The 24,508-nt window shown below is 70.0% G+C and carries 21 protein-coding genes; 7 read left to right on the top strand and 14 right to left on the bottom strand.

Features of this window, described 5'->3' with window-relative positions:
- The first annotated feature begins 12 nt into the window (after positions 1-12).
- The 3 genes from KGA66_RS07920 to KGA66_RS07910 all read left to right on the top strand — a co-directional run bounded on the left by KGA66_RS07920 (position 13) and on the right by KGA66_RS07910 (position 4,271).
- Entirely contained in the window at positions 13-783 is a 771-nt protein-coding gene (locus KGA66_RS07920; RefSeq protein ID WP_211466210.1) for a thioesterase II family protein, read from the top strand.
- Positions 780-3,098 (top strand): MMPL family transporter, encoded by a 2,319-nt coding sequence (locus tag KGA66_RS07915; protein ID WP_211466208.1) that lies wholly within the window; start codon positions 780-782, stop codon positions 3,096-3,098. Before KGA66_RS07920 ends, KGA66_RS07915 begins: the two co-directional genes overlap by 4 nt.
- Before the next feature lie 195 nt (positions 3,099-3,293).
- The gene (locus KGA66_RS07910; protein WP_211466206.1) at positions 3,294-4,271 is read left to right on the top strand and encodes a helix-turn-helix domain-containing protein; all 978 of its coding nucleotides are present in this window, start codon (positions 3,294-3,296) and stop codon (positions 4,269-4,271) included.
- A gap of 19 nt (positions 4,272-4,290) precedes the next feature.
- On the opposite strand, the gene KGA66_RS07905 is transcribed toward KGA66_RS07910, so the two are convergent.
- Positions 4,291-4,449: a hypothetical protein gene (locus KGA66_RS07905; protein ID WP_211466204.1), complete on the bottom strand. Its 159-nt coding sequence runs from the start codon at positions 4,447-4,449 to the stop codon at positions 4,291-4,293.
- A gap of 156 nt (positions 4,450-4,605) precedes the next feature.
- On the opposite strand from KGA66_RS07905, the gene KGA66_RS07900 reads away from it, so the two are divergent.
- From KGA66_RS07900 to KGA66_RS07890, 3 genes are all read left to right on the top strand, one after another.
- A complete protein-coding gene (locus tag KGA66_RS07900) occupies positions 4,606-5,445 on the top strand; it encodes an aminoglycoside phosphotransferase family protein (RefSeq protein ID WP_211466202.1) in 840 nt (279 codons plus the stop codon).
- A 461-nt stretch (positions 5,446-5,906) separates the two neighbouring features.
- On the top strand, positions 5,907-6,758 hold the full coding sequence (locus KGA66_RS07895; protein WP_211466200.1) for a hypothetical protein: 852 nt from the start codon (positions 5,907-5,909) through the stop codon (positions 6,756-6,758).
- 44 nt (positions 6,759-6,802) lie between these two features.
- Complete coding sequence (locus KGA66_RS07890) at positions 6,803-7,273, top strand: peptidase inhibitor family I36 protein (RefSeq protein WP_211466198.1); 471 nt, start codon at positions 6,803-6,805, stop codon at positions 7,271-7,273.
- 277 nt (positions 7,274-7,550) lie between these two features.
- Here the strand turns inward: KGA66_RS07890 and KGA66_RS07885 are convergent, their stop codons facing one another.
- Genes KGA66_RS07885 through KGA66_RS07875 form a run of 3 tightly spaced genes read right to left on the bottom strand, consistent with a single transcriptional unit; the run spans position 7,551 to position 10,777 of the window.
- Positions 7,551-8,447, bottom strand: coding sequence for a carbohydrate ABC transporter permease (locus tag KGA66_RS07885; RefSeq protein WP_211466196.1), 897 nt, complete (start codon positions 8,445-8,447; stop codon positions 7,551-7,553).
- Positions 8,447-9,469 carry a carbohydrate ABC transporter permease gene (locus KGA66_RS07880; RefSeq protein WP_211466194.1) on the bottom strand — a complete coding sequence of 341 codons (1,023 nt, stop codon included), beginning with the start codon at positions 9,467-9,469 and terminating at the stop codon, positions 8,447-8,449. Before KGA66_RS07880 ends, KGA66_RS07885 begins: the two co-directional genes overlap by 1 nt.
- Before the next feature lie 12 nt (positions 9,470-9,481).
- The gene (locus tag KGA66_RS07875) at positions 9,482-10,777 is read right to left on the bottom strand and encodes an extracellular solute-binding protein (protein ID WP_211466192.1); all 1,296 of its coding nucleotides are present in this window, start codon (positions 10,775-10,777) and stop codon (positions 9,482-9,484) included.
- Positions 10,778-11,118: 341 nt separating this feature from the next.
- On the opposite strand from KGA66_RS07875, the gene KGA66_RS07870 reads away from it, so the two are divergent.
- Positions 11,119-11,637, top strand: a complete 519-nt coding sequence (locus KGA66_RS07870) for a hypothetical protein (RefSeq protein ID WP_211466190.1) — start codon at positions 11,119-11,121, stop codon at positions 11,635-11,637.
- A gap of 42 nt (positions 11,638-11,679) precedes the next feature.
- Here KGA66_RS07870 and KGA66_RS07865 read toward each other — a convergent pair whose 3' ends face one another.
- The 10 genes from KGA66_RS07865 to KGA66_RS07820 form a co-directional block, all read right to left on the bottom strand.
- Positions 11,680-12,999 (bottom strand): MFS transporter, encoded by a 1,320-nt coding sequence (locus tag KGA66_RS07865; RefSeq protein ID WP_211466188.1) that lies wholly within the window; start codon positions 12,997-12,999, stop codon positions 11,680-11,682.
- A gap of 227 nt (positions 13,000-13,226) precedes the next feature.
- Complete coding sequence (locus tag KGA66_RS07860; RefSeq protein WP_211466186.1) at positions 13,227-14,543, bottom strand: glutathionylspermidine synthase family protein; 1,317 nt, start codon at positions 14,541-14,543, stop codon at positions 13,227-13,229.
- Positions 14,544-14,881: 338 nt separating this feature from the next.
- On the bottom strand, positions 14,882-15,043 hold the full coding sequence (locus tag KGA66_RS07855; RefSeq protein WP_211466184.1) for a hypothetical protein: 162 nt from the start codon (positions 15,041-15,043) through the stop codon (positions 14,882-14,884).
- Between the two features lie 60 nt (positions 15,044-15,103).
- Complete coding sequence (locus tag KGA66_RS07850; RefSeq protein ID WP_211466182.1) at positions 15,104-16,939, bottom strand: carbamoyltransferase family protein; 1,836 nt, start codon at positions 16,937-16,939, stop codon at positions 15,104-15,106.
- A gap of 174 nt (positions 16,940-17,113) precedes the next feature.
- Positions 17,114-19,264, bottom strand: a complete 2,151-nt coding sequence (locus tag KGA66_RS31470) for an iron-containing redox enzyme family protein (protein WP_211466180.1) — start codon at positions 19,262-19,264, stop codon at positions 17,114-17,116.
- Between the two features lie 202 nt (positions 19,265-19,466).
- Complete coding sequence (locus tag KGA66_RS07840; protein ID WP_211466178.1) at positions 19,467-20,510, bottom strand: GDSL-type esterase/lipase family protein; 1,044 nt, start codon at positions 20,508-20,510, stop codon at positions 19,467-19,469.
- Positions 20,507-21,736, bottom strand: a complete 1,230-nt coding sequence (locus KGA66_RS07835; RefSeq protein ID WP_211466176.1) for an ATP-grasp domain-containing protein — start codon at positions 21,734-21,736, stop codon at positions 20,507-20,509. The genes KGA66_RS07840 and KGA66_RS07835 overlap by 4 nt, the downstream gene beginning before the upstream one ends.
- The gene (locus KGA66_RS07830; protein ID WP_211466174.1) at positions 21,733-22,023 is read right to left on the bottom strand and encodes a hypothetical protein; all 291 of its coding nucleotides are present in this window, start codon (positions 22,021-22,023) and stop codon (positions 21,733-21,735) included. Before KGA66_RS07830 ends, KGA66_RS07835 begins: the two co-directional genes overlap by 4 nt.
- 9 nt (positions 22,024-22,032) lie before the next feature.
- Positions 22,033-23,289, bottom strand: a complete 1,257-nt coding sequence (locus KGA66_RS07825) for an ATP-grasp domain-containing protein (RefSeq protein WP_211466172.1) — start codon at positions 23,287-23,289, stop codon at positions 22,033-22,035.
- Between the two features lie 61 nt (positions 23,290-23,350).
- On the bottom strand, positions 23,351-24,316 hold the full coding sequence (locus KGA66_RS07820; RefSeq protein ID WP_211466170.1) for a TauD/TfdA family dioxygenase: 966 nt from the start codon (positions 24,314-24,316) through the stop codon (positions 23,351-23,353).
- Positions 24,317-24,508 lie beyond the last annotated feature (192 nt).

Below are 24,508 nucleotides of genomic sequence, written 5' to 3'. Positions count from 1 at the left end.
CGAGGCACCCGCATGTACGATCCCTGGCTGCCGGGCGGGCGGCCCGACCCGCACGCCGAGTTCCGGCTGTTCTGCATCCCGCACCTCGGCGGCAACTCGGCGCTTTACCTCCGCTGGCGGCAGTACGCCGGGCCGGCGGTGCACGTGTGCCCGGTCGAACTTCCCGGCCGCGGGCGGCGCCTGGCCGATCCGCCGTTCACCCGCATGCCGGCGCTGGTCGCGGCGCTCGCCGACGCGCTCGACGCCCAGCTCGACCGGCCGTTCGCGCTGTTCGGCCACAGCCTCGGCGGCCTGATCGCCTTCGAACTGGCCAGAACGCTGCGCGAGCGCGGCCGTCCGCAGCCGGCCCGCCTGTTCATCGCGGCCATGGCGGCGCCCGGATCGGTGGTGCCACGCCCGTTCGTGCACGACACCCCGGACGAGGAGGTGATCGAGGAACTCAGGGCCCTGGGCGGAACCCCGCCCGAGTTGCTCGCCAACGAGGAACTCATGGAGCTGATGCTCCCGACGCTGCGCGCCGACTTCACCGTCCTGGAAACCTACCGGTGCCTCGACGGCCCCGCCCTGGATACGCCCATCTCAGCGTTCGGCGGCACCGAGGACACCGCGGCCACCGCCCCGGCGCTGCGTGCCTGGAGCCGCTACACGACGAAGACGGTGCGCCTGCGGATGTTCCGCGGCGGCCACTTCTTTCCGGCCGTCGAGGCCGCCGGACTCATGCAGGAGATCCGCCGGGATCTGCCCGCGTCCGCGGCCGGCCGAGTCGCCGGGGCCAGCCGATGACCGTCGTTCCCGCGCCCGCCGCGCCGGGCACGCAAAGCGCCGGCACCGGCAGGCTGTACCGCCTCGGGGTCTGGAGCGCGCTGCACGCGTGGCAGGTTCTCGCCTTCTGGCTCGTCCTGCTCGCCGCCGCGGCCGTCTCGGCCGGCTACTTCTCCTCGCACCTGACCGGCAACGACAACACCGTCACCGGTTCGGACTCGCAGGCCGCGGCGCGGCTGCTGGCCACTCGGCTTCCCCGGTCGGCGAACGAGACAGATCTAGTCGTAGTGCATTCCCGGTCGGTGGCAGTACAGGACGAGCCGTTCCGGCAGGCCGTGCAGGTGGCCGTCCTGCGCTTCGCGCACGCTTCCGGCGTGTCGGGCGTTTCGAGTCCCTATGACGCGCCCGCCCAACTGATCGCTCCCGACGGCCACACCGCGCTCATCGCGCTGAGTATGCAGGGCAGCCCCACGCAGCTTCAGCGGGATGCCGCGCCGCTACGGGATCTCGCGGGCAACCTGACCACCGGCCAGGTGCAGCTCTACGTCACCGGAAGTTCCCCGTTGGCGGCGGCGGAGGTCGACCGGGGGGACGCGGACCTCGCGCGCGCCGAGCGTATCGGCTTCCCCCTGGCAGCGGTGGTGCTCCTGCTCGCCTTCGGCACACCGATCGCGGCGGCGATCCCGCTGCTGCTCGGCGCGGCGGCGGCGCTCGGCGCCTTCGGCGCCCTCGGCGTAGCGTCCACCGTGACCTCTTTCGACGTCTTCGCGCGCACCGCGGTGAGCATGCTCGCGATCGCGCTCGGCATCGATTACTCGCTGTTCGCCGTCACCCGCTTCCGCGAGGAACTCGCCGACGTGCCCACCGCCGCGTCCTCCCGTCCGGCCCGGGCCGTCGCCGTCGGGCGCACGATGGCCACGGCAGGGCACGCGGTGCTGTTCTCCGGCGCCACCGTCGCCGTGTCGCTCTCCGGCCTGTGGCTGGTGCGATCGCCCAAGATCCATTCCATGGCTCTGGGCCTGGCCACCACCGTGGGGGTCATGCTCGCGGTCTGCCTTACCCTGCTGCCGGCCCTGCTCGGGCTCTTCGGCCGGCGGATCAACCGACCGGTTCTCGCCCTGCTCGGCTCGCGCCAGCACGTGCCGGATCCGGAGCATTCGGTGTGGGCGAGGCTCGCGGCGGCCGTGATGCGCCGGCCCGTCGCCGTCGCCGGTTCGGTCGTCCTCGTGATCGTCGCGCTCGCTGTGCCCGCGTTCGGTCTGCGCTACGGAGTCGATCTGGGTGCCGGGGCCGTGGCGGATTCGCCCGCGGGGAAGGGGTACACGCTCGTCTCGCGCGAGTTCGCGCCGGGCATCACGGCTCCGGTGACTGTCGTCGCCTCGGCCCGCGCTCCCTTGACCGGGGCGCAGTTGGACGCCGTTGCCCGGTTCACGGCCGAGGCGGCTGCGCGCCCGAATGTGGCCGGGGCATCGTCCGTCACCACGGTGCTCGACAAGCTGTACGGCGCGCACGCAGCCGATGATCTCGTGCGCGCGGCCGCGGGCGCGCCCGCGGCGGTGGCCGGGCTCGTGTCGGGCGACCGCACGGTCGCCGTCATCACGGTGCGCCCGCGCTATGCGCCGGACTCCGCGCAAACGGCCGATCTCGTGCGCGACCTGCGCGCAGCGGCCCGCGCGAACCTCGCCGGGGCGGGCCTGACCGCGAACGTCGGAGGCACCGCGGCGCAGATCGTCGACATCAGCGACGAGAGCTCACGCGCGCTGCCGCTGGTGATCGCCGCGGTCCTGGCCACGTCTTGGGTGATGCTCCTGCTCGCTTTCCGGTCGCTGATCCTGCCGTTCAAAGCGGTGCTGATGAACCTGCTGACCTGCGCGGGTGCGTTCGGCGCCGCGGTGCTGGTCTTCCAGGACGGGCACGGTGCCGCTCTGGTCGGGGCCAGTCGGACGGGCTTCGTCCAGGTGATGCTGCCGTTGTTCTCCTTCGCCCTGGTCTTCGGGCTGTCGATGGACTACGAGATCTTCATGATCTCGCGGATGCGCGAGGAGTGGCGGCACTGCGGCGACAACCGCCGGGCGGTGCGTCTCGGGCTGGCCCGCAGCGCCCGGGTCATCACCGCCGCGGCGGCCATCATGGTCGTCGTCTTCGCGTCCTTCATGTTCACCGGCGTCCTGGAGATCAAGCAGTTGGGTTTCATGCTGGCGCTCGCGGTGTTGATCGATGCCAGCATTGTGCGGCTCCTGCTGGTCCCGGCGCTCATGCGGCTGATGGGCCGTTGGAACTGGTGGCTGCCTGCGCGACTCGACCGGACCCTGCCGGGCTCGTACGCCGAACGGTAGTGTCCCGCCGCGCTGCCGCGCCGCAGATCCGTCACATGGCCCTGCTCGACCTGGCTGCGCACGTCCAGTCATCCACAGGATTTCCCCCTATGGCTTCGGACCACCGGAGATTCGTCTCGGCATGAAAGCGCGACAGCCCCGATAAATCTCAGTATTCTGTGATAGGGGGATGGAGCTGCACTGGGGGTGCAACTGATGATCCATACGCTGTTGCGCGGCGAGGATGTTGCGGTCGAGGATCGATTTGACCAGTGGTGTGAGATCGTCGCGCGGAACCTGCAGGACTCGGATGTGTCGACGCAGCACCCTGAAGGCTTTCGCGGTTCAGTGCGCGCCGTGGCGCTCGGCACGGTTCAGCTGGCCGAACTCGTGTACTCTCCGCTGACCAGCCGTCGGAGCGTGGCGCACGTGCGCCGCCACGATACACAGCACCTTCATATCCATCTGATCATACGAGGTACGACGGTCCTCGATCTGGGCCGGCAGCAACACACGGCGTCGGCCGGAGAAATACAGGTCAACGGCTCGTGGCACCCTTACACCGGCCACGCGCTGGTCCCGGGCGGCCTTGTGAAGCAGCTCACCCTGAGCGTCCCGCGGCCCGCGCTTCCCGTGCCCCTTCGATGGACCGACGGTTTTCTCGGGCGCTGCCCGGTCGGCGCGGGCACCAGCGCTGTTCTGGCCGGGTTGCTCAAGGACACGTTCGGTGCCCTGGATCGGGGCGCCGACCTGCACTCGCACGAAGCCGCGCAGTTGGGAAACGCGGCTTTGTGCCTCGTTTCCGCGCTCATCGCCCATCGCGCCGGCGGTCCGGCGGCGCTGCCGACGGAGACGCGCCGTCTGGCGCTGCTCCAGCGCATCCATGCGTTCATCGAGGCACACCTGGCCGACCCGGCGCTCTGCCCGCAGGCGGTGGCCGATGCTCACCATCTGTCGCTGCGCCATCTGCACCGGATCTTCCAGCAGGACGGCACCACCGTCAGCACGTGGATCAGACGGCGACGGCTGGAGCGCTGTCGACAGGATCTCACCGATCCGCGGCTGGCCGCGCGCCCTATCCACGCGGTCGCCGCCCGCTGGGGATTCGCTCACCCCGCCGACTTCACCAGGGCCTTTCACACCGCTTATGCAATGCCACCCTCCGAGTACCGCAATGCCGCGATGCGCGCCTGAGAGGGCGATAAGCAAGTTTCTATTCGGCCACGAGCAACGGCCGCTGCACGCTCGCGAGGTGTGCCTTGCGCTCGATCTCCAGGTCCTGCCCAAGCACGTCGAAGGCATCCGCGCACAGCTGAAACGCCTGGTCAGCCTCGCATTCCTCGACGAAACCGAACCCTGATTGTCCGCACAAGCCCCTCAGGCGCCGACCGCCCCCGCCGATCAGCGATCCTGACCCGAGCCAGCGATCCTTCTACCGTTCTGGTCAGTCAGATCGTATGGTGTTGGACTGTTTCAGGCGGCGGTACGCCCGCCTCCTTGCGGGGAGACTGTGCGGCACAATGACCGGATGCCTCAACCGGTCCCCGCCGACCTGCTGGAAATCGCTGAAGCGCTTTTCCCCGACGCTCCCGTCGGCTCCGCACGCCTTGCCGAGCATGGGAATATGCACCATGTCGTACTGTTTCCGGGTGTCGCCGCAGTGCGTATCAGCAAGCGCCCCAGTGCTGCTGCCGAGTTGCCGCGCCGGGTGGAGATTCTTCGAGCAGTTGCGGCGGCCGACCTGCCGTTCGACGTGCCGGAGCCGTTGACTGCGGTGGCCAGGTTCGGGGATCGCGCGGCCGTCGCGGTTTCGTGGATCGACGGCGAATCGTTGCCGGAAGGCATCGGGGACCCGGCGGCATTCGGCCTGCTCCTAGAGACGCTGCGCGAGGTTGAGATCTCGCCGGAGCTCAAAGCCGTTCTCCATACCCCGCACCGGTATGCCGATGGCTTGGGATGGGCCGAGATCCTGAACGAGATCGTTGCGCGCCTGCCGACGAGGTGGCGTGAGACGGTTCGGCAACGGCTGGACACGCTGCTGGCTCTCGAAGAGGTCCCGGCCAGGCTTGTCCATGGCGACCTCGGCGGCAGCAATGTCCACTTCGGTCGGAACGGCAAGCTGACAGGCGTCGTGGACTGGGACATGGCGATCCTGTCCGACCCGGCGATCGACGCGGCACTCGTCGCGGCCTGGCACGGCTGGGATGTCCTTCGCGCGGCGACTGACGAGGACACCTACCGACGTGCCTGGGCCTGGAACGACGCGGTCGGGGTCGGGCACCTGCATGCGGCGTTCGGCGGCACAGCCATGTCGAACGTCGACGGTTTCGTCGATTCCGTCGTCGCCTGGCTGGAAGAGCACCGCTGAGCCTCACCCGACTGCCTCGTCCGGGTCGGCCTTGTGCGGCTTGCGCTCACCCACCGCCTCGGCCCAACACGGCCAGAGCCGCCTACCACCCGAAACAGTCCAACACCATACGATCTGCCCCCCAAGAACGGTAGAGGACTCGCTTATCGCCCTCTGACATGGCGCTGTACGCCAACTGCATGGCTCTGGCTGCTAACGACGAAGCCGCGATGCGCATTCACACTCAGCTTCAAAGGCCGCGCCGGACGGGTGGACAGCCAGTCCCGCACCGGACCGGTCCGCTCCTTGAAAAGGGACGCGGCATACACGGGATCGCCCCGCGCTCTGGCCGCACATTTCAAACCCATGCCTGGCGCGACGGATGTACCGCCCGGCTAACGGATGTACCGGCGACTATCGGCAGACCGACAGGAGGTTCGACGATGCACCGGCCTCGGACAGCGCTTCACACAGTGCGGACATTGGGCTTGCTTGTCGGCGCACTGCTGCTGGCGACAGGTTGCGGCACGGCGTCCGGCACGCGCACGGCGCACCCGGAACAGCCGGCGACGCTCTCGGATTCCGATCAGTTGGCGCAAGCCCAGGACGTCATGACCGGCGAGTGCATGCGGGCGCGCGGTTTCGACTACACCGTCATGCCGAGGCCGGCTCACGGCACTGATCCTCTTGAGTTTCCATACGGGCTCGACGACGTGGCCTGGGCCCGCGCGAACGGATACGGCTTCGCGCAACGCGCGGCGCTCGGCGCCGCCCAGCACGACAACCCCAACGCCCGATATGTCCAGCGCCTGACCTCGGGCCGCCGGACCGCCTACGTGGCCGCGATGTTCGGGTCGAAGAGCAACCAGGTGTCCGTCACCGTCCCGAACGGCGACGTCGTCGTCCAGAACACCGACGGCTGCCTGGCCGCTGCCGAACGCCGGCTCTACGGCGACTTCGTGCGCTGGTTCCGGGACCAGACGATCGCAGGCAACCTGGAGCCCGCCATCGAGCCGAAGGTGTTCGCGGACCCGCGCTATCTGGCGGCACAACGAGCCTGGTCCGCATGTGTCCGCACCCGGGGATACCCCGCCGCCGGCCCCGCCGATCTCGAATCACAAGCCGCCGCGGCCGGACCCGAGGCCGCGCGGAAGATCGCCACCATCGACGCCACCTGCGACATACGCACGAAGTTGGCGGCTACCGGCCGCGCACTGGACATCGAACTGGGAGCGCCGGTGCGCGCCGAATACCGGTCCGTGATCGACGACTACGCGGCGCTGCAACGCGCCGCCCTGCCCCGCGCCGCCGCGATCGCGCGCGGCACGCCATGAACTTGGGCACACGCCCAGGACAGAGAGTAAAGGAGCCGATTCCCATGAAGATTCGAGCAATGGCCACGCTCTCCGCGGCCACAGCGGCCCTCGCCATCGGCCTCGGGTTCGCAGTCCCGACCGCCGCGAACGCGGCGACGAAGAGCGCAGCCCATACGGGCACGTACGCCGCGGCCAAGCCGGCCGTCGTCACGCCCGACTCCGGAACCTCCTGCACCAGCGGCGACCTGTGCGTGTACTACCTGCAGAACTTCGGCGGGCCGGTGTACGGCTTCCTCAGCAACGACGCGAACTGGACCAACAACTACTTCTCCAACGGCGCCACCGTGAACGACAACGACGAGTCGTGGTGGAACAACGGCACATCGTGCGCCGGGTGCAGCGCCGTCAGCGTCTACAAGAACATCAACTACGGCGGTGGCGTGGACATCTGCCTCAGACTCGGGCAGTACGTCGCCGTGAAGACGTCCGTACAGGACCAGGGAAGCTCCGACAGCTGGCACTCCTCCTGCTAGAACCGCGCAACCGTGTCCTCGCCCGGCCACGCAGTCGGGCGAGGACACGTGCGTTGAGGAACGCCGCGGCAGACCTCGACGCTCCGCTTCTCCATGTTCAGCATGAGTCCCTATCCCGTTCTCTTCGAGCGTGCCGGTCCGGCGGATGTCAGGACGTCGCTTCGGGAGGCTGTCAGCGCGCCGGCCTCGTCGAGCGCCGCCCCGGCTCCTTTCCCGGACCTGGACAGCCGCCAGGTCAGGAACGCCGCGCCCGCGGCGAAGGCCGCGGCGGCCGGCCTCACCCCTTCACGGCGCCGGTGAGACCACCGACGATCCGCTTCTCGAAGACCGAGAAGAAGATCAGCGCGGGCAGCATCGCGAGCGAGGTGAACGCGAGGACCTTCGCGGTGTCCTCGGAGTACTGCGAGGAGAACGCCTGGACGCCGAGCGGCAGGGTGAAGTTCGCCTGCGAGTCGAGGATGTACAGCGGCAGGACATAGTTGTTCCAGCTGCCGATGAACGCCAGGATGCCGACCGTCACCACTCCGGGCCCGGAGAGCGGGAGCACCATGCGGAAGAAGAAGCCGAGCCGGCTCGCGCCGTCGATCGCGGCGGCCTCCTCGATCTCCTTCGGAATGGCCCGCAGGAACGGCACCAGGATGATCACGGTCGTCGGCAGGCCGAACGCGATCTGCGGGACGATCACGCCGAACAGGCTGTCGACGAGACCGAGGTCCTTGATCATGATGTACAGCGGGGTGATCGCGATGACCAGCGGGAACATCAGGCCGGCGGCGAACAGGGAGTACATCGCGCCCTTGAGCTTGAAGTCATAGCGCGCGATGACGAAGCTCACCATCAGGCCGAGCACGACGATGCCGATGGTGCTGGCGAGCGCGACGATGGTGGAGTTGGCGAACTCACCCCAGAACGTGTTCGACGACAGCACATTGAGGTAGTTGCCGGTGACCCAGGGGCGCGGCAGGCCGGCCGGGCTCGTGGTGATCTGCGAGTTCGTGCGGAATCCGCCGACCACGATGTAGAGCACCGGTGCGATGCAGACCGCGATGAAGAGCAGCGCGACGAAGTAGGTGGCGGGATTGCCCCACTTCTTCGGCTTGTCGCGGTTGCCTCGCCCGCCGGTGGGCGCACCGGGCTCCCGGACGGAGGACCAGGAGGCGGTTGTCGCGCTCATCAGCTGACTCCTTGTGTGACGGCGCCCCGCAGGTCACGGCGCAGGACGAAGCGCTGGTAGATCACCGCGACGACGAGCGAGACCAGGAACATCACGACCGCGACGGCGCTGCCGTAGCCGTAGTTGCCCGCGTTGCGGCCCTGGCCGACCATGTAGATCGCCATGGTCGAGGTGCCCGCGGTGCCCGAGATGTACTGGCCCCAGATGATGTAGACCAGGTCGAACAGCTGCAGCGAGCCGATGATCGACAGCAGCCCCCAGATGCGGACCGTCGGCCCCAGCAGCGGCAGCGTGATGCGGCGCTGGATCTGCCAGTAGGAGGCGCCGTCGATCGCGGCGGCCTCGAAGAGTTCCTCGGGGATCGACTGCAGGCCGGCGAGCATCAGGATCACCGCGAAGCCGATGTACTTCCACGTGATGATGCCCATCAGCGTCCAGAGCGCAAGCTTCGGGTTGGCCAGCCAGTCGGCCCGCATGAAGTCCAGTCCGGTGTTGTGCAGCAGCCCGTTGAGGGCGCCGTTGCTCTGGAGCATCAGGCTCCAGCCGGTGCCGACGATGACCTCGGAGATGATGAAGGGCACGAAGATCAGGACCCGGATGACCGAGCGGCCGCGGATCTTCTGGTTGAGCAGCAGCGCGAGGACGATCGCCAGCGGTCCCTGGATCACGAGCGAGAGCACCATGATCAGGAAGTTGTGCCAGAGCACCTGCTGGAACGCGGGGTCGGTGAGGATCAGCTTGTAGTTGTTCAGGCCGACCCAGTCGGTGGGCGCCCCGTAGCCGTGCCACCGGTAGAAGCCGTAGTACGCGGCGAGCGCGACCGGGAAGATCACGAACGCTACGAACATGATGATCGGCGGTCCGGACAGGACCGCGATCTCGAGTCGCATCTTGGCACGGCCTCGGCGGCGCGCGGCCGCTCGCGTCGAAGTCGGGGACGCGGGCTCGGCCGCGTCCCCGACTGTAGGCGTGCCCTGCGACTGGCGCCCGGTGGGCGTGTCAGTACCCAGGGTGTCGCTCATGTGTCTACTTACTCAGCCTCTCGCGGCGGCGGCGTTGGTCTTCGTGACGATGTCGGCGGCGGTGCCCTGGCCGGCCATCACGCTCACCACGGCGGTGTTCATGGCGTTGCCGACGTTCTGGCCGTACTCGGTGTCAAGGAACTGCATGGCGTAGGCGGCCTTATTGAACGCCTGCAGCGCCGAGATGTTGTAGGGGGCGGTGACGACGGACTGGGCGTCCTTGTTGACCGGGATCGTGAAGAAGGCGTTGGCGTAAGCCTCCTGCTGGTCCTTGGTGACCAGGAACTCGAGGAAGCCGAAGGCCTCCTTCGGCGCGTTCTTGGACAGCGAGTATCCGGAGCTGCCGCCCATGATGGCGCTCGGGTCGCCCTGGCCGCCGGCCACGGCGGGGAAGGGGAACCAGCCCAGGTCCGGCAGCGGCTTCTGGTCCGGGGTCAGGCTGGCGATCACTCCGGGGTCCCAGTTGCCCATGAGCTCCATGGCCGCCTTGTGATTGGCGAGCAAGCCCGCCGACGACCCGGCGCCCTGCTGGGCCGAGGCCGTCAGGAACCCCTGCTGGAAGGGGCTGACCTTGAGGAACGACGTCAGGTCTTCGCCGGCCTTGGTCCAGCACGGATCGGTGAACTTGTGCGCCTTGGCGGTGCTCGCCATGGTGTCCTGACTGCACTCGCGCAGGGCGAAGTTGTAGTACCAGTGCGCGGCGGGCCAGGCGTCCTTGGCGCCGACCGCGATCGGCGCGACCTTGATCGCCTTGAGCTTCGCGACATCGGCCTCGAGCTCGTCCATCGTCGTCGGCGTCGTGGTGATGCCGGCCCGCTGGAACAGGTCCTTGCTGTAGTAGATGCCCTCGGGCTGCGAGTCGATCGGCATCGCGTAGACCTTGCCGTCGAGCGTGTTGCCCGCGATGGCCGCCGCGCCGGCGTTCGCCTTGTCCGTGTCGCTGAGGTTCAGCGCCTGGATCTGACCGGCGTCGACCATGGCCTGCATCTTGCCGCCACCGCGCTGCAGGAAGATGTCCGGCGCGGAGTTCGAGTTGAGCGCGGTCTGCAGCTTGCCGTCGAGATCCTCGTTCTGGATGGTCTGGATCTTGATCGTCACGTTCGGGTGCAGCGCGCTGTATGCCTTCGCGGCGTCCTGGAAGTACTTCGCGCCGGGCCCGGTCGTCGCGTTCTCCCACAAGGTCAACGTGACCTTGCCGCCGGACGAACCGCCGCTGCCGGCGCTGCTGCCGCCGGCGCAGCCGGTGGCGGCGAGTGCGATACCCAATCCGATCGCGGCAGCCGTCACGCTGCGCGTTTTCCTCGTCATCCTGGAAACCCCCTGATATGTCGTCATTGTCACAATCGGGCGAAAGTTTTCGCAACGTGGTGGCCTGTAGGGTGCAAACGTCTCGCACGTGCGCCGATCTGCGCGTCAAGCGCCGGGCCGGCCGTGGCGAGGCTGCGGGTCGGGCCCGTGCGCGAGGTCGTGCCGAGCACTTCAACCCCCTGCTTTCCGGCTCCGGGCATGCTCGGGTGGACCTGCCAGGTGGACGGGCCGTGACCGTACGGGGTCTCCGTTACGAGAAGCTTTGGATCGTTGCAGAGTATGCGCTCGGCGCAGGGCGGGCGTCAATGATTCATTTCCGAAAGTTATCCGACAGTTTCGAATTGATCGCGGGAGCCGGTCGTCGAAACATTTCGAAGTCGTCGCGTCGGAAAGCCGGACCGCCCACAGGGCGGCGCCCCCGTCAGGAGCCGTACACGATCACCGGAAACGACGGCATCGTCTTCACACGCTCGCTCGGCGGCGGGCGCGGTTTCGAAGCGCCGATCACGCTCGCGCCCGCGACGGCGGCGCAGGCGGCCACCCTGCCCGTGACCGCGATCGGCCCGGACGGCACACTCTGCGTTCTCTACGTGCTGCTGATCGCGTCGGCGGACGGGGCGCGCACCTGGAGCCCGCCGCTCACCCTGGCCCGGGCGCCAGCCGGGATCAGCCCGTTCACCTGCAACCCCAGGTCGCGGTCCTTCGACCCGCGCCAGGCCGTCGGCACCGGAAGCACCCGCCGGCTCGGCACCTACCAGGCGCTCACCGCGGAGCACGACGTCTTCCACCCGATGTGGACCGACACGCGCACCGGCGACACGCAGATCTTCACCGCCTCGATCACCAACGCAGCCTGCTGACGGCGCGGTTCAAGGCAGGGCACGTGCACGTATACATCCGGGTCAGGGCAGGTCCCGCATGCCGCGCAGCGGGGAGAGGAAGCAGGGAACCCAGGCGAGCGCCAAGCCGACCGCACCGACCCACAACACCGTGCGCAACCCGAGGTACTGCGCGATCAAACCGGCGATCCCGGACCCCACCGCGAGCGCACCGGTCAGCAGGAAGCGCATCGTCGCGTTCATCCGGCCGAGCAATTCGTCCGGTGTGGCGCGCTGACGGAAGCTGACCTGCAGGACGTTGTTGACGCCGACCTGGAACGTCGTGGCCAACCAGGCCAGCGCGGCCAGCCAGAGCAGCGCGCCGCGGCCGATGAACGGCAGCGCGAACACCAGGGGCGTGCTCGCCACGCCGATGATCCACATCGCCCGGCCGTTGCCGAGCCGGCGGCCGATCGCGCGCGCGCAACTGGTGCCCAGGAACACCCCGGCGCCTCCGCTGGTCAGATACAGCCCCAGCACGCCGTCCGAGAGCCCGAGCTGACGCACGAACACCACGGGCAGCATGACCACGCTGATCTGCACGGACAGATTGGTCAAGGTCGCCGACAGCGCGATGGGCCGCAGCAGCGGGTGACCGAGCACGAAGCGCAGCCCCTCGCCGATCTCCCGCCACAGCCGCGCTTCCCGGCGCGGACCGGACTGCGGTTCCGCCGACCGGATGCGCAACAGCCACAGCGCCGACCAGAGATAGCAGCCCGCGTAGATGGCGATGGCGAACGGCGCGGTGATCGCCTGGATCAGGAATCCGCCGACGCCGCGTCCGGCGACCTGGCTGACCGCGGTCAGGCTCGCGAGCCGCGCGTTGGCCGCCACCAGCCCCGGCCGGCCGACCACGAAGGGCAGGTAGCTCTGCGACGCCACCTCGAAGAACACCGTGGCGCAGCCGCTGAACAGGACCACGGTGTACAGCTGCCAGAGCGTCAGGACGTGCAGGGCCGCCGCGAGCGGCAGCGTGCCGAACAAGGCCATGCGCAGCAGGTCGGCGGTGATCTGCACGGGCCGCCGCCGCATCCGGTCCACCCAGGCTCCCGCGGGCAGCCCGATGAGCAGGTACGGCAGGGTGGCGAGGGTGGTCAGCAGGCCGACCGCGCCGGCGCCGGCGTGCAGCGCCTGGATCGCCAGCAGCGGCACCGCCAGGTAGCTGATCTGGGTGCCGAATCTGCTCGCGGCCGCGGCGATGAACATGGACCGGAAGTCCCGGTTGCCGAAGACGGAACCGTCCTCGCTCGGCTCGTGCCCCGCGGCCGGCTGCCCGCCGCCGGCCGCCGGCGTGTGTTCCCGGTCGAGCGGCGCCATCTGCGCCGTCTCCTGCGCCCCGGCCATCTGCGAGGATCCCGTCTAGAGCGTCTGGTGTCCCGCGCCGGACATCCGTCGCATGACTCTGCTCGACCTGGCTGCGCACGTCCGGTCATCCGCGCCCGGCCGGCAAGGCGCCGGAACACCCTCGCGGTGCTCAATCAACGCAGTGAGTCGTCTGTGGGCGTTTCGGCAACGCGGCCAGGCGGGATGCGGGGGCCGATTTTCATGCGACGGATATCCGGCGCGGGACACTAGTAATGGAAAACGCCGGTCACGCGGGTCGCCGCGTTGGCGCCCCTGCCGATGATACCGTGCTCCCCTGCGGGCAGCGCTCTGATATGCGAACCCGAATAGCCGTCCGGGGTGAGGAACGCGCTCCACGCGGCCACCCAGTCCTCGACGCGGCCCGTGACCGGATCGACCACCGGTTCGCGGCGCGGGACCACCCGCTCCTGCACGACGTAGCCGCGCTCACAGTTCGCGCGCAGGGCCTCGTTCCAGTCCGCGTCCGTGGTGGTCCAGCCGACCACGATGCCGTGGCCGCCGTAGTCGTTGGCCGGTTTGAGCAGAAGGCTCTCGCGCCTGTCCCGGCACTGTTCGACGAGGTCGGCGGTCAGCTTCCGGGTCCACGGCAGGACGCGGTCCACCAGGTCCGACTCCGCGGCCGTGAAGGCGCCGCGCCAGTACGGGTCGGACAGCAGGGCCAGGCAGCCCTTGCTGGAGTAGAGGAAGCTGTCCAACGTCGTCAGCAGGACGGTGCCGCCCGCCTCGTGTGCCCGGAAGATCGGCTCGACCGCCTCCTCGCCCTTCGGGTCCTGACATATCTGGTTGACGGAGAAATACCGCAGCACCACGTCGATCGGCGTGCCGTCCAGAACGAGCTTGCCGTCGAGGTACCGGGTCTGACTCACTTCGCCGAGACGGATGTCGAGTCCGCATCCCCGCAGCATCTCGATGAACGAGCGCATGAGCGGCATCAGCCGCTCCAACGCGCCGTCGGCCTCAAGCAGCGCCACGACGGGTTCGGCCCCCGCGGTGACCGGCTCGGCCGCCTCGCGCAGCGCCTTCGCGATCTGCCGGCCGGTGTGCACGTAGTCGAGGCCGTGTTCGTCGGCGAAGGCGCGGAACGGTTCGGCCGTCAGCAACGCCGCGGGCACCTGGGCCTGGTCGATCCCGCCGAGCTGGGTGCCGACGTTGAACTCCAGCAGCTTGAGCCGCTCGCCGTCGTGGTAGAGGTCCGCACGCCCGAACAGCGTCGGGCGGTCCCGTGGGATGCGCTGCATGAGCGCCGCCTGCCGCTTGCTGATGTCCAGTTCGTTGCAGTACTGGCCCATGTCGCCGTCGAAAAGCCGCCGCGGCAGGTCGGCCAGGATGTCCAGCAGCGCGCCGAGGTCCTGCGCCGACTGCCGGATCTGCCGCTGCGGGATGAAGAACGGACGCGGCATCAGCCGGTCGCCGAAGCACTCGAAGTACCGCTGCGGAAACCGCACCTGCCCGACCACGTCACGCAGCCTGCTGTGCGGAGACGAGCATTCCGCTATGTAGTCGTCGGTCACGGGGTCGGTCATGGCTGGTTATCCCCCTTGAGGACATGCATGAGAAGCCGGCGCCGTCCCGGACGGCGCGGCGGTTCCGGGACGACGAGCAGGTTCCCAGCCACGTGACGGCTGTGATCGACGGTTCCACCGGCCAGTGCGCATGCTCCGCGCCGCGCCGCCGGAACACGGCGCGGCCGACCAGAGCCCTGATTTATCTCGTCGGAGTCTTTCCGGACGCGGGCGGGTGCGGCAAGTGCCCGCCGATGGCCTGAAGTGGACGTGTCCGTTCCGGTCGGTGCCGGCGCCGCGCGCGGCCCGCTTCCGTCCGCCGCGGCGCGCGCCCTTCCGGGGACGCCGCAGCGAACGTTTCAGTGCTCTGCGGGCGCGGACTCGATCCAGTAGGTGTGCGCCCGAGCGTTCAACTTCCGCCGCATCGGGTCACGTACCAGGCGCAGCAGAAGGCCGACCGGCGTGACCACGGCGATGTAGAGAACGAACAACAACGCCTTACGCATTCGCCTGTTCCTCACGGTTCGCAGTGTCGTGTCATCTCGTGGTGCCGCCTCGTCCCCCGCGCCGGGCCTGACCGGTCAGTCCAGCGGGATGGCCTCGCGCCAGTCGCTCTCCTCCCGCCACTGCGGCTGATCCGCCTTGTCCAGCAGGAAACCGCCGACGGCGAGCACGTCGATATTCGTCCGCATGAAGCACACGTATGCCTCCTCGGGTGTGTTGACGATGGGCTCGCCGCGGACGTTGAAGGAGGTGTTGACCAGGACCGGGCAGCCGGTCGCGGCGTGGAAGGCCGCCAGCACCCGGTGGTAGTCGGGGTTGTCCTGCTCGGTGACGGTCTGGATCCGCGCCGAGTAGTCGACGTGGGTGACCGCCGGGATGGTAGAGCGCCGGAGTTTGAGCAGGTCCAGGCCCGCGGCGCCCTGCGGGCTTCGCGTCTCGACCTGCTGGGCGGCCGCGACCTGGGCCACTAGCAGCATGTACGGGCTCGGTTGGTCGAGGGCGAAGTAGTCGCCCGCGTGCTCGGCCAGCACCGAGGGCGCGAAGGGGCGGAAGGACTCACGGAACTTGATCTTGAGGTTCATCGTGCTCTGCATGCGCGGGTCGCGCGGGTCGCCGAGGATCGAGCGCGCGCCCAGCGCCCGCGGCCCGAACTCCATCCTGCCCTGGAACCAGCCCACGACCTTGCTCTCGGCCAGCCGCGCGGCGACCTGCTCGGCCAGTTCCTGCGGAGCCATGCGCCGGTAGACCGCGCCTCGCGCGTCAAGACAGCGCCCGATCTGCTCGTCGGTGTACCGCGGACCGAGCAGCGCGCCGGACATACCGTCGCGCTTGTCCGCGAGATGGGCGCGGCTCGCCCCGCTCTCGTGCGCCACCGCGAGCGCCGCGCCGAGTGCCCCGCCGGCGTCGCCCGCGGCGGGCTGGATCCACACCCCGTCGAAGTCGCCGCGCTCCACGATCTTGCCGTTGGCCACGCAGTTGAGCGCGACGCCGCCGGCGAGGCACAGCTTCGTCTCGCCGGTGCGTTCGCGGGCATTGCGGGCCAAGCGCAGCACGGCTTCCTCGGTGACCTTCTGCACCGAGGCGGCCAGGTCGAACTCCCGCTGGGTCAGCGGGCTCTCCGGTTGCCGCCGGGGGCCGCCGAACAGCTTCTCGAAGCCGCGCCCGGTCATGACCTGGCCGCGCAGATACTCGAAGTAGTCCATGTCGAGCCGGAAGGAGCCGTCCTGCTTGAGGTCGATCAGCTTCGTGCGGATCGCGTCCTCGTAGACCGGCTCGCCGTACGGCGCCAGCCCCATCACCTTGTATTCGCCCGAGTCGACCTTGAAGCCGGTGTAGTAGGTGAAGGCCGAGTACAGCATGCCGAGGGAGTGCGGGAAGCGGATCTCGGCCAGCGGTTCCAGGCCGGTGCCCCGGCCGTGCCACAGCGTCGTCGTCGCCCACTCGCCCACGCCGTCGATGCACAGCACCGCGGCGGATTCGTAGGGGCTGGGGAAGAACGCCGACGCGGCGTGCGACTCGTGGTGGCGCCGGGCGACGATCCGCGGGACCGGGCCGGCGCCGAGCGCTTCGAGCCCGCGCCGGACGGTGTCGGCGATCCGCCGCTTCCAGGACAGCCACTGCGGCAGCGTGTGTTCGAACGCTGCGAATCCGGTCGGCGCGGAGGAGGCCAGGGTCGCCAGGACGCGGCGGAATTTCAGCCGCGGGTCCTCGTAGTACGCCACGGCGGCGACCTCGCCCAGCCCGATCCCGGCCTCGCGCAGGCAGTACCGCACGGCGTTCGCCGGGAACGCCGAGTCGTGCCGCACCCGGGTGAAGCGTTCCTCCTGGGCGGCCGCGACGACGGCACCGTCGGCGACGAGCGCCGCGGCGCTATCATGGTAGAAGGCTGATATTCCGAGCACGATGTCGGGCATCGGCCGATCCCTTCGTGTGGTCCGGTCGTAGATCAGGGCCAAAGTTCCGGTTCCGTACTCGAGCGTCGCAGCGTACTCGGGCGTCGCAGTGGACAGATATCCGCGCCGCCCGGGAAGCCGGGTGGCGGATCCGCCCCCGGAACCAGTCGGGACGCCCCCTCGCCGTCGGCCTCGTCATCGCGCCGAGCCCGCCCGTGCGGCCGCGCGCTGCGCCCGGCGGGCCCGGCGGTCGGCCGGCGGATCGAGCGAGCGGAAGCCCGCCCGCACCCGGTCCCAGACCTCGGCCCGCGCCGCGGCCCCGCGGGTGAGCAGGACGGCGGACATGTGCGTGTCGACCGCGTCCGCCGCCCATGCGGAGTGCCCTGCCGCGACGTTATCGATGGTGTTGTGGATGTCCACGAAGCGGGTGCTGAATCCGTACTTCGTGAGCGCGAGGTGCGCGCGGCGGTACGAGCCGCCCACGCCGGAGAGCTCCATCGCCAGGTTCAGGCCGAGGATCTCCGGCAGGAACCGCTGCGGGAACCGCCCGATCGACAGCCAGTACACGGGTAGTTCGAACGATGATTCCCGCAGCCGCGGATCGGCCGCGAACCCGGCGGCGCCGGTGGGCGCGAGCTCGACGCCCATCTGCGCGAGCACCTGGCGGTAGATGAGCGGATGGTTGAGCTTCGGCTCGCCGTTGCCGAGCTCGTCCCAGTACGTTTCGAACAGGAAGCTGCCCAGTTCGCTGGTGGCGTGCTCGTAGTCGGTGAAGCCGTGCAGCCAGCCGCCGTCGATCAGCGTGAGCGGGGCGAGTTGCACCGTCGAGTCGATCAGGTCCTCGCGGGAGGGGATCGGTTCCTCGGCGGTGCGTTCGAAGTACTGCCCGTGCGCGTCGTGCTGTTCGAGCAGCCACGGGCGCAGACCTCCGGGCTCCCAGGCGGCGGGCAGCTTCGTCTCGCCCACGTCGAGCCCGGTGCGGGCGCGGGCGAGCCAGCCGTGTACGTAGTCGACGGCGAACCGGCGCAGCCGCGGCGTGCTGTTGCGGTTGATCAGGCCGTGATACGCCTCGCGCAGCGATACCCGAACGCGGCCGCCGTCCTGCACCTCCTCCTCGGGCGAGGGCAGGGGGATCGCCAGCGGCGTCTGCTCGGATTTCGCGCGCGCCGCGGATCGCGCGTGCGCAGCGGCCGTCCCGGGCAGGCCGTCGATCCAGCGGCGCACCACGTCGAGGTCCTCGGGCGAGAAGACCCGGAACATCGGGCCGCGCTCGCTCACCAGTGCGTTGACGAGGCTGCTGGCCTCGGCCGCGCCCGGTTTGACCAGTCTGCTCTCGGAGAGTGCGGCCAGCAGGCCCGCCGGGTCCTCACGGCTTTCCGCCAGCCAGCAGGACAGCGGCCGACCGCCCAGTTCGAAGCGCTGATGGTAGACCGAGCCCTCGCGGGCCCGGTCTCGCAGCAACTGCGCCATCTCGTAGCCGGGGTCGAGCGCCGCGTCGAGATCGGCGACCATCCGCTCCTGCCACTCCCCCAGCGCGGCCAGCGCCCAGCCCAGGCCGCGCAGGACCCGGGCGCGCGCCTGCGGCCCGCCGCGTTCGATCCGCATCTGAACACAGCGCCGGGCGGCGTCGAGTCCGCCCGGGGAGAGCTTGCGCGCGGTCGCCGGATCGAGGGCGTTCCAGTCCGCGGCGTGCGGTTGCGCGGCGCGGACCAGCGCGAGCGGCGGCAGCAGCCCCGCGGCGCGAAGACACAGGTCCGCGCCGAGGATCTCCGAGCGCAGTCGCTCGGGCCTGCGGCCGGCCGCCAGGAGCACGGCGGGCAGGCGGAAAGCCCAGCCGGGGACCCGCCGGTCCCGGGCCAGGCGGGCGGTAGGCACGGCGCTTTCCGCCAATCGCAGGGCACGTAGAACGTCCAGGTACGCGTCGCCGCGGGAGGAGCGGGGGTGGCCCACACCCACGTCGTCCGCGTAAAGCGCGAGCGCGCTGAGCACCTCGGGCTCGTCGGCGTCGGCGGGACTGCTCAGCCACTGAAGCCAAGCCCCCGACACCAGCGCGAGCGGCGCACAGCCGAGCGCCGCCCGTCTCGCCAGCACCGGGCGATCCGCGTCGGCCGCCTTCTCACCGAGTTCGACGACGCGGGCCGTGGCTGCCGCGGCCCAGCGGGCGGCCGCGCGCACACCGGCGTCGATGTCGACGGGCGCCGCGCCCGCCGCGCGGTCGAACTCGGCCCGCAGCGCCTCGGCGAACTGCGCCGCGGAGAACCCGCCCTCGGGGTCGAGGGCTGCCGCGTACAGCTCTCTGGGATCGGTATGGGTGCCTGGGGCGGTCAACGCGTCGTCGGCCCGCACCGGCGTCTCCTTCCCTCGTTTCCGCGGCCGGCAGCCGTCATCGCCGGCCGCGGCGTGGTCAGAACATGGGGTAGATGGAGGCGTCGTCCTTGGTCTTGGGCGTACGGCGCAGCAGTTTGTCGAGCAGCCTGCGCAAGATCGTGAACACGGTGTTCGTCCTTCTTCGTCGGGGTCCGGAGCCGGGCGGCCGCGCGGGCCTGGCTCAGCGAAGGTCCAGCGCCTCGGCCAGCAGCCGCGCCGCGAGGTCATGGCCCTGGTCGTTGAAATGCGCACGGTCCACGTACAGCCAGTCGCCGGGGTCGGCGGCGCGGGAGACGAGCGGATTGATGTCGAGGAACTCCACGCCGGCCTTCGAGCAGACCGCCGCGAGCGCCTCGGCGTAGCGCCGGCCCGCGTCGTGGGTCGCGATGGTGGCGTAGTTCTTGGAGAACGGGCCCGCCTTCGAGATCACCTCCAGCTCGTCGAAGAGCAGTTGCTCCTGGTCGTTGGGGCGCTCCTGCCACCAGTTGGCCAGCGGCTGGAGCACGAAGGTGATGCGGGCGGCCGGAGCGAGCAGGCGCCAGCCCTCCAGGTGCCGGCCGGTCAGGCCGGTGGCGATCTCGATCAGCTCCGGCAGCGGCGGCTTGGGCGCCGGCGCCTTCGCGGCGGCCGCGGGCTGCGCGCGCCGGTCACCGCGGCGGCCGAAGTACGACGGTTGCTTGCGCTCGGTGCGGTACTTCGCGCGCAGCGCGTCCATCTGCTCGAAATACTCGCCGCAGAAGAAGAAGGCGCCGTGCTGCCCGCGCTGCTGCGCGGGCAGTTGGGCCAGCGCGATGTCGTTCAGGCCGCTGAAGATGACGATGTGCTCGACCGGCGGCAGCAGGTCGCGGTAGAGCAGGTAAAGGATCAGCTCCTGCGCCGAGTTGTGGCTGCGCCCGGCGAAGTTGAGCCACGGCGCGGCCGGCGCGTAGCGGCTCCACAGCCGTGACGGCAGGGTCGCCGCGTCCGTCGTGGCGCCGATGCCGAATGCCGTGGAACTGCCCGCCAACAGGCGCACCGGTCCCTCGGGCAGGCGCCCGCCGGCCGAAGCGTGATCGTGCAGGCCGTGGGAGACGCGGAAACCGAGCCGATCGGTGTTGACGACGTCCGAGCGGTAGTCGGCGCGCTGGAAATACATCAGGTACGGTACCCAGTTCGTTTCCGCGCGGTCGTCGAAGTCGTCATACTGCAGCATCTGCGGGACGAGTTTCTCCCGGTGCGGGCTCATGAAGTTCCCTCCTCGGTCACGCACTCCAGCTGAAAGTGCGCGGCGGTCTTGACAATGGCGCTCTCCACGGCCGTGGTGCTCCGGCCGCGAAACCGGAACCGGGCACCGACGTGCTCGTACCCGCCGGCCTTCGGGATCAGGTAACCGACCGGCGGGACGACGGTGGCGTAGGGCGTGCTCTCCCCTTCGGGCAGAGCGACGGCCGTGACCCGGCACGGCGCGGGCACCGGCGTGGGGACGAGCAACCAGCCGCCGACGCAATCCGCCCGCGGCGCCGGGTTGTCGGCGAGCCGCGGTTGTCGGCCGAGCTGGACGGCGACCGCGGCGGACATCAGGTCGAGGCGGTGCACCTCGCGCCACAGGAACGGGATCTCCGCGCCGCCGACCCGGTATCCGACCTCGAGGAACGTGATGTTCGGCGCGCCGCCGGGTCCGGTGCCGACGAAGGCTTCGAGGTGGAAGACCCACGGTTGGTCGCTCAAGGCGCCCGCGACCGCCGCGGCGAACGCGCCGAGCGCGCCGAGCAGCACGGGATCGTCGACCTCGACGGAGCCGAGCACGTCGCCGTCGTTGAATCCGACGCAGGTGTTGATGTACCGGGATGCGCGCCAGGGGCCGAGCCCGGTGCCCGTCCACAGCCCGTCGACGTGGTAGATCGGGTCGCCGCAGTATGCCTCGGCCAGGCGCGGCTCGGGCGGCGATGCGTCGAGCAGGGCCAGATCCTCCGGCCCGTCGAGGCGCAGCACGCCGCGACTCGCGGTGCCGCGGCGCGGCTTGACCACGACCGGCCAGCCCTCGCGCCGCGCGAAGCGCCGGACCGCCTGTGCGTCCGGCGCGTCCGCGAAGGCGGGGGTGCGCACACCCGCCTCGGCCACGATGCGCGTCATCGCGAGCTTGTCGCGGAACCGCTCGACGTCCCGCGGCAGCTGGCCGGCGCAGCCGAGCCGCTCGCGCAGCTGGGCCGCGGTGTCCAGGTCGCCCTCGTTCAGGGCCAGGACGCGGTCCGGTTCGCCGAACACGCCGATCAGCGTCCGCGCCGCGGCGAGCACCGCGGGCAAGTCGTCGGTGGCGGGCACCTCGGCGACCGCGGCCGCCGTCGCCGGGACCGAGGCGCGGCCGATCGCCGTCGTGATGTACGAGACCTGCGCATCGGCGTGGTCGATGTAGTCCTCGTACAGTGCGTAGCGGTCACGCCACCGATGCAGGACCATGATGTGCCTGTTCACAATCCCATCCTCAAATCGTCGTGCAGGACCCTGACCGCGTAGGTGGCTGCGGCGACCGACGCCCGCGCGTGTCCGAGCGCCGCGCGGGCGGCCTCCAGATCTCCGTCCAGGAGGGCGGCGGCCATGTCGGTGGTGCTGCGGATCATGTGAAGCACCCCCTGCCTCATGCGCTCGTCGGTCCCGTAATCGATCGCGACGATCCGCTCGGCCTGACGCAGCAACTCCAGGGCATCGCGGCCGGTGTCGGCGCGCACGCCGCGGCCCGAGTCGGAACCGGGCACGGTCACGGACACGGCTCAGCCGGTCTCGAATACGATCGCGGCGTCGACCGCGTCCGTCTTGGCGACGGCGTCGGCGGCGTCCCGACCGGTGGCGATGGTGTAGCCGGACACGCAGTCGGCGACCGTCAGCAGCGGCGGGATCTCGTCGCCCTCGTTCTTCACGATCACGGCGGCCACCTGGCTCTCGCGGAACTCGTCGAGGTGGGGCAGGAAGACCTGAGGCGTCTCGCCGGGAGGGATCCGGCGCAGGTCCGCGGCCAGCGACGGGTCGACGGTCACCTGCTTGACGACACCGGGATCGGGGGTGAAGAAGCGCACGGCGGCGCCCGCGACGGGCTGCGGGGAGCGGGCCGGCAGCTCGTCGATGCCCAGCGGCACGGTCAGGAACATCCGGTTGAGGTCCAGCCCGAAGGCGCGGCGCACCAACTCGGGGGCGCCGCTGCCGGCCAGCCGCGCATGGGATTCGAGGACGCGCGGGCCGGCCGCGGTGAGCACGAACTCGCTGTGCGAGGGACCTTCCGTCAGGCCGACCGCGTCGAGCAGCCTCACGGTGAGGGCGAACAGTTCCTCGCGGTGCGGTGCGGCGACGCGGCTGGGCGTGCTCACCTCCCATTCGACGAAGCGCTCGTTCATCCGGTACTGCGAGTAGCCGATGGGCAGGTGGCGCCCGGCGTAACTGAACGAGTCGACGCTGACGACGGGGCCGTCGAGGAATTCCTCGGCCAGCGCGACGTCGAGTCCGGCGGCGGTCAGCGCGGCCCAGGCGTCGGCGGCCTCGTGCGGCTCGGCGACCGGGTTGATGTGCAGGCTCGCCACCCCGTCGACCGGCTTGACCACGATGCGACCGCCGACCTCGGCGAGGAAGTCGCGGATCTCGGCGACCGAGCGCACCTCGCGGTAACGCACGGGGCTCAGCTCGTTCTCGGCGAGCACTTCACGCATCAGCGCCTTGTTCTTGAGCACTCGCGCGGTGTACTCGGAGACGCCCGGAACGCCCAGCGCGTCGACGACGTGGCCGGTGGACTCGCCCGCGGGTTCGGTGGTCGTCAGGACCCTGTCGAAGGGCCGCTGCGCGTGCAGCGGGCGCAGTGCCTCCAGGATCGCCGGCCCGTCGGCGATGGGCGCGTGCACGATCTGCTCGCAGTGCACCCGGATCGCCGGGTCGTAGGCGCCCGGCTCGTGGACGAGCACGACATCGATGTCCAGCCCTCTGGCCCCCGTGATGGGAGCGGGACGGCCTCCGATGACGGCCACCCGGTGTTTGAGACCCACGGTGTGTTCCTTTCTCGTCGTCGTCAGTGCGTTCGCGGCCGCGCCGCGAGGGCCGGCGCGGTCAGCTCGCGTAGCATCGGCGCAGCCAGCGGGCGCCGGCCTGCGGCCCGGGGGTGAACGCCCGCCTGCGGTGCAGCACCCGGTAGTTGTCGAAGATCAGGAAGTCGCGCGATTCGAGGACGAACTGCCGGCCTTCCGCGGCGTCCAGGGCGTTCTGCCAGACGGCCAGCGCGGCCCGCGCCCGGTCGTTGAGACCTCGGGTGGTGCCGGCGTCGAACCGCGCCCACTCCTGCCCGCGCTCTCCGGCGCTTTCGAGCAGCGCCGTGCGGTCGAGCCGGCCACCCTCGCGCAGGGCGCCCGTGTCGTTGGAGGCCGGGGCCCCGGCGGAGAAGTGCGCGGAGCGCAGTTCGTGCAGTGTCGACTCGTCCAGGGTCGCGACGATGTCGGCGAGGGCGACCACCTCGGTGGGCACCAGCTCCTCGTTGCGCACCGCGTAGAACGTGAGGAAGCGGGGGATGTACGGCCGCGGGTCCATGCCCGCGGCGCCGAAGGGCAGGTGGGGGTTGTCGGTGTGCCACGAGAACTCCGCGTCGGCTCCCCAGGAACTGGTGATCCCGGCGGCGGCGGGGTTCGGCACGACGTTGCGCATCAAACGCCCGTCGTTCTCGTAGTCCACCGCGTAGGGCACCAGGCCGAGCAACTGCACCAGGCCGAAGTGCAGGGCGTTCACGACGCCGAGGTGGCTCTCCCTGGCGAACCCGGAGACCGGGGTGTCGGGGAAAGGCTGGCCCGGCAGGTTGCGCAAGAGCAGGCAGTGGTGGCCGGACGCGCAGAAGATCTGGATGCCGCGCAGGATCTCGCCGGGCAGGTAGCGGCTGAGCGCGTGCGCGCCGATCCCGGCGAGGATCGCCTCGTCGGCGTCCGAGTCGAGCGTGTGCTCGGCGACACGCTCGATGAGTTCCTTGCCGAGCAGGTCTCGGGTCACATCGTCGAGTCGGTAGGCGGCTAGTCGCAGAAAGCTCGTCATCGGTCCGCTCCGATCCGTAGCCGTCAGGGCATGCCCGTCGTCCGCTACCGGACGGGCAGACGCGCAGCCACCCGGCGCCGACCCGGACGACCTCGTCGCGTACTGACTCAGACTGTTGCCGAACGGGACCACTTGGTCATCTGTTGCCCGGGAGCGCAAAACGGACTGTCCGGAAGCGGTCTCGGACATAAC

This window comes from Actinocrinis puniceicyclus (genome assembly GCF_018283645.1).
In the GTDB taxonomy this organism is placed as follows: Bacteria; Actinomycetota; Actinomycetes; order Streptomycetales; family Catenulisporaceae; genus Actinocrinis; species Actinocrinis puniceicyclus.
The sequence above is the reverse complement of the archived record's forward strand: the minus strand, read 5'-3'. Positions and strand labels throughout refer to the sequence as shown.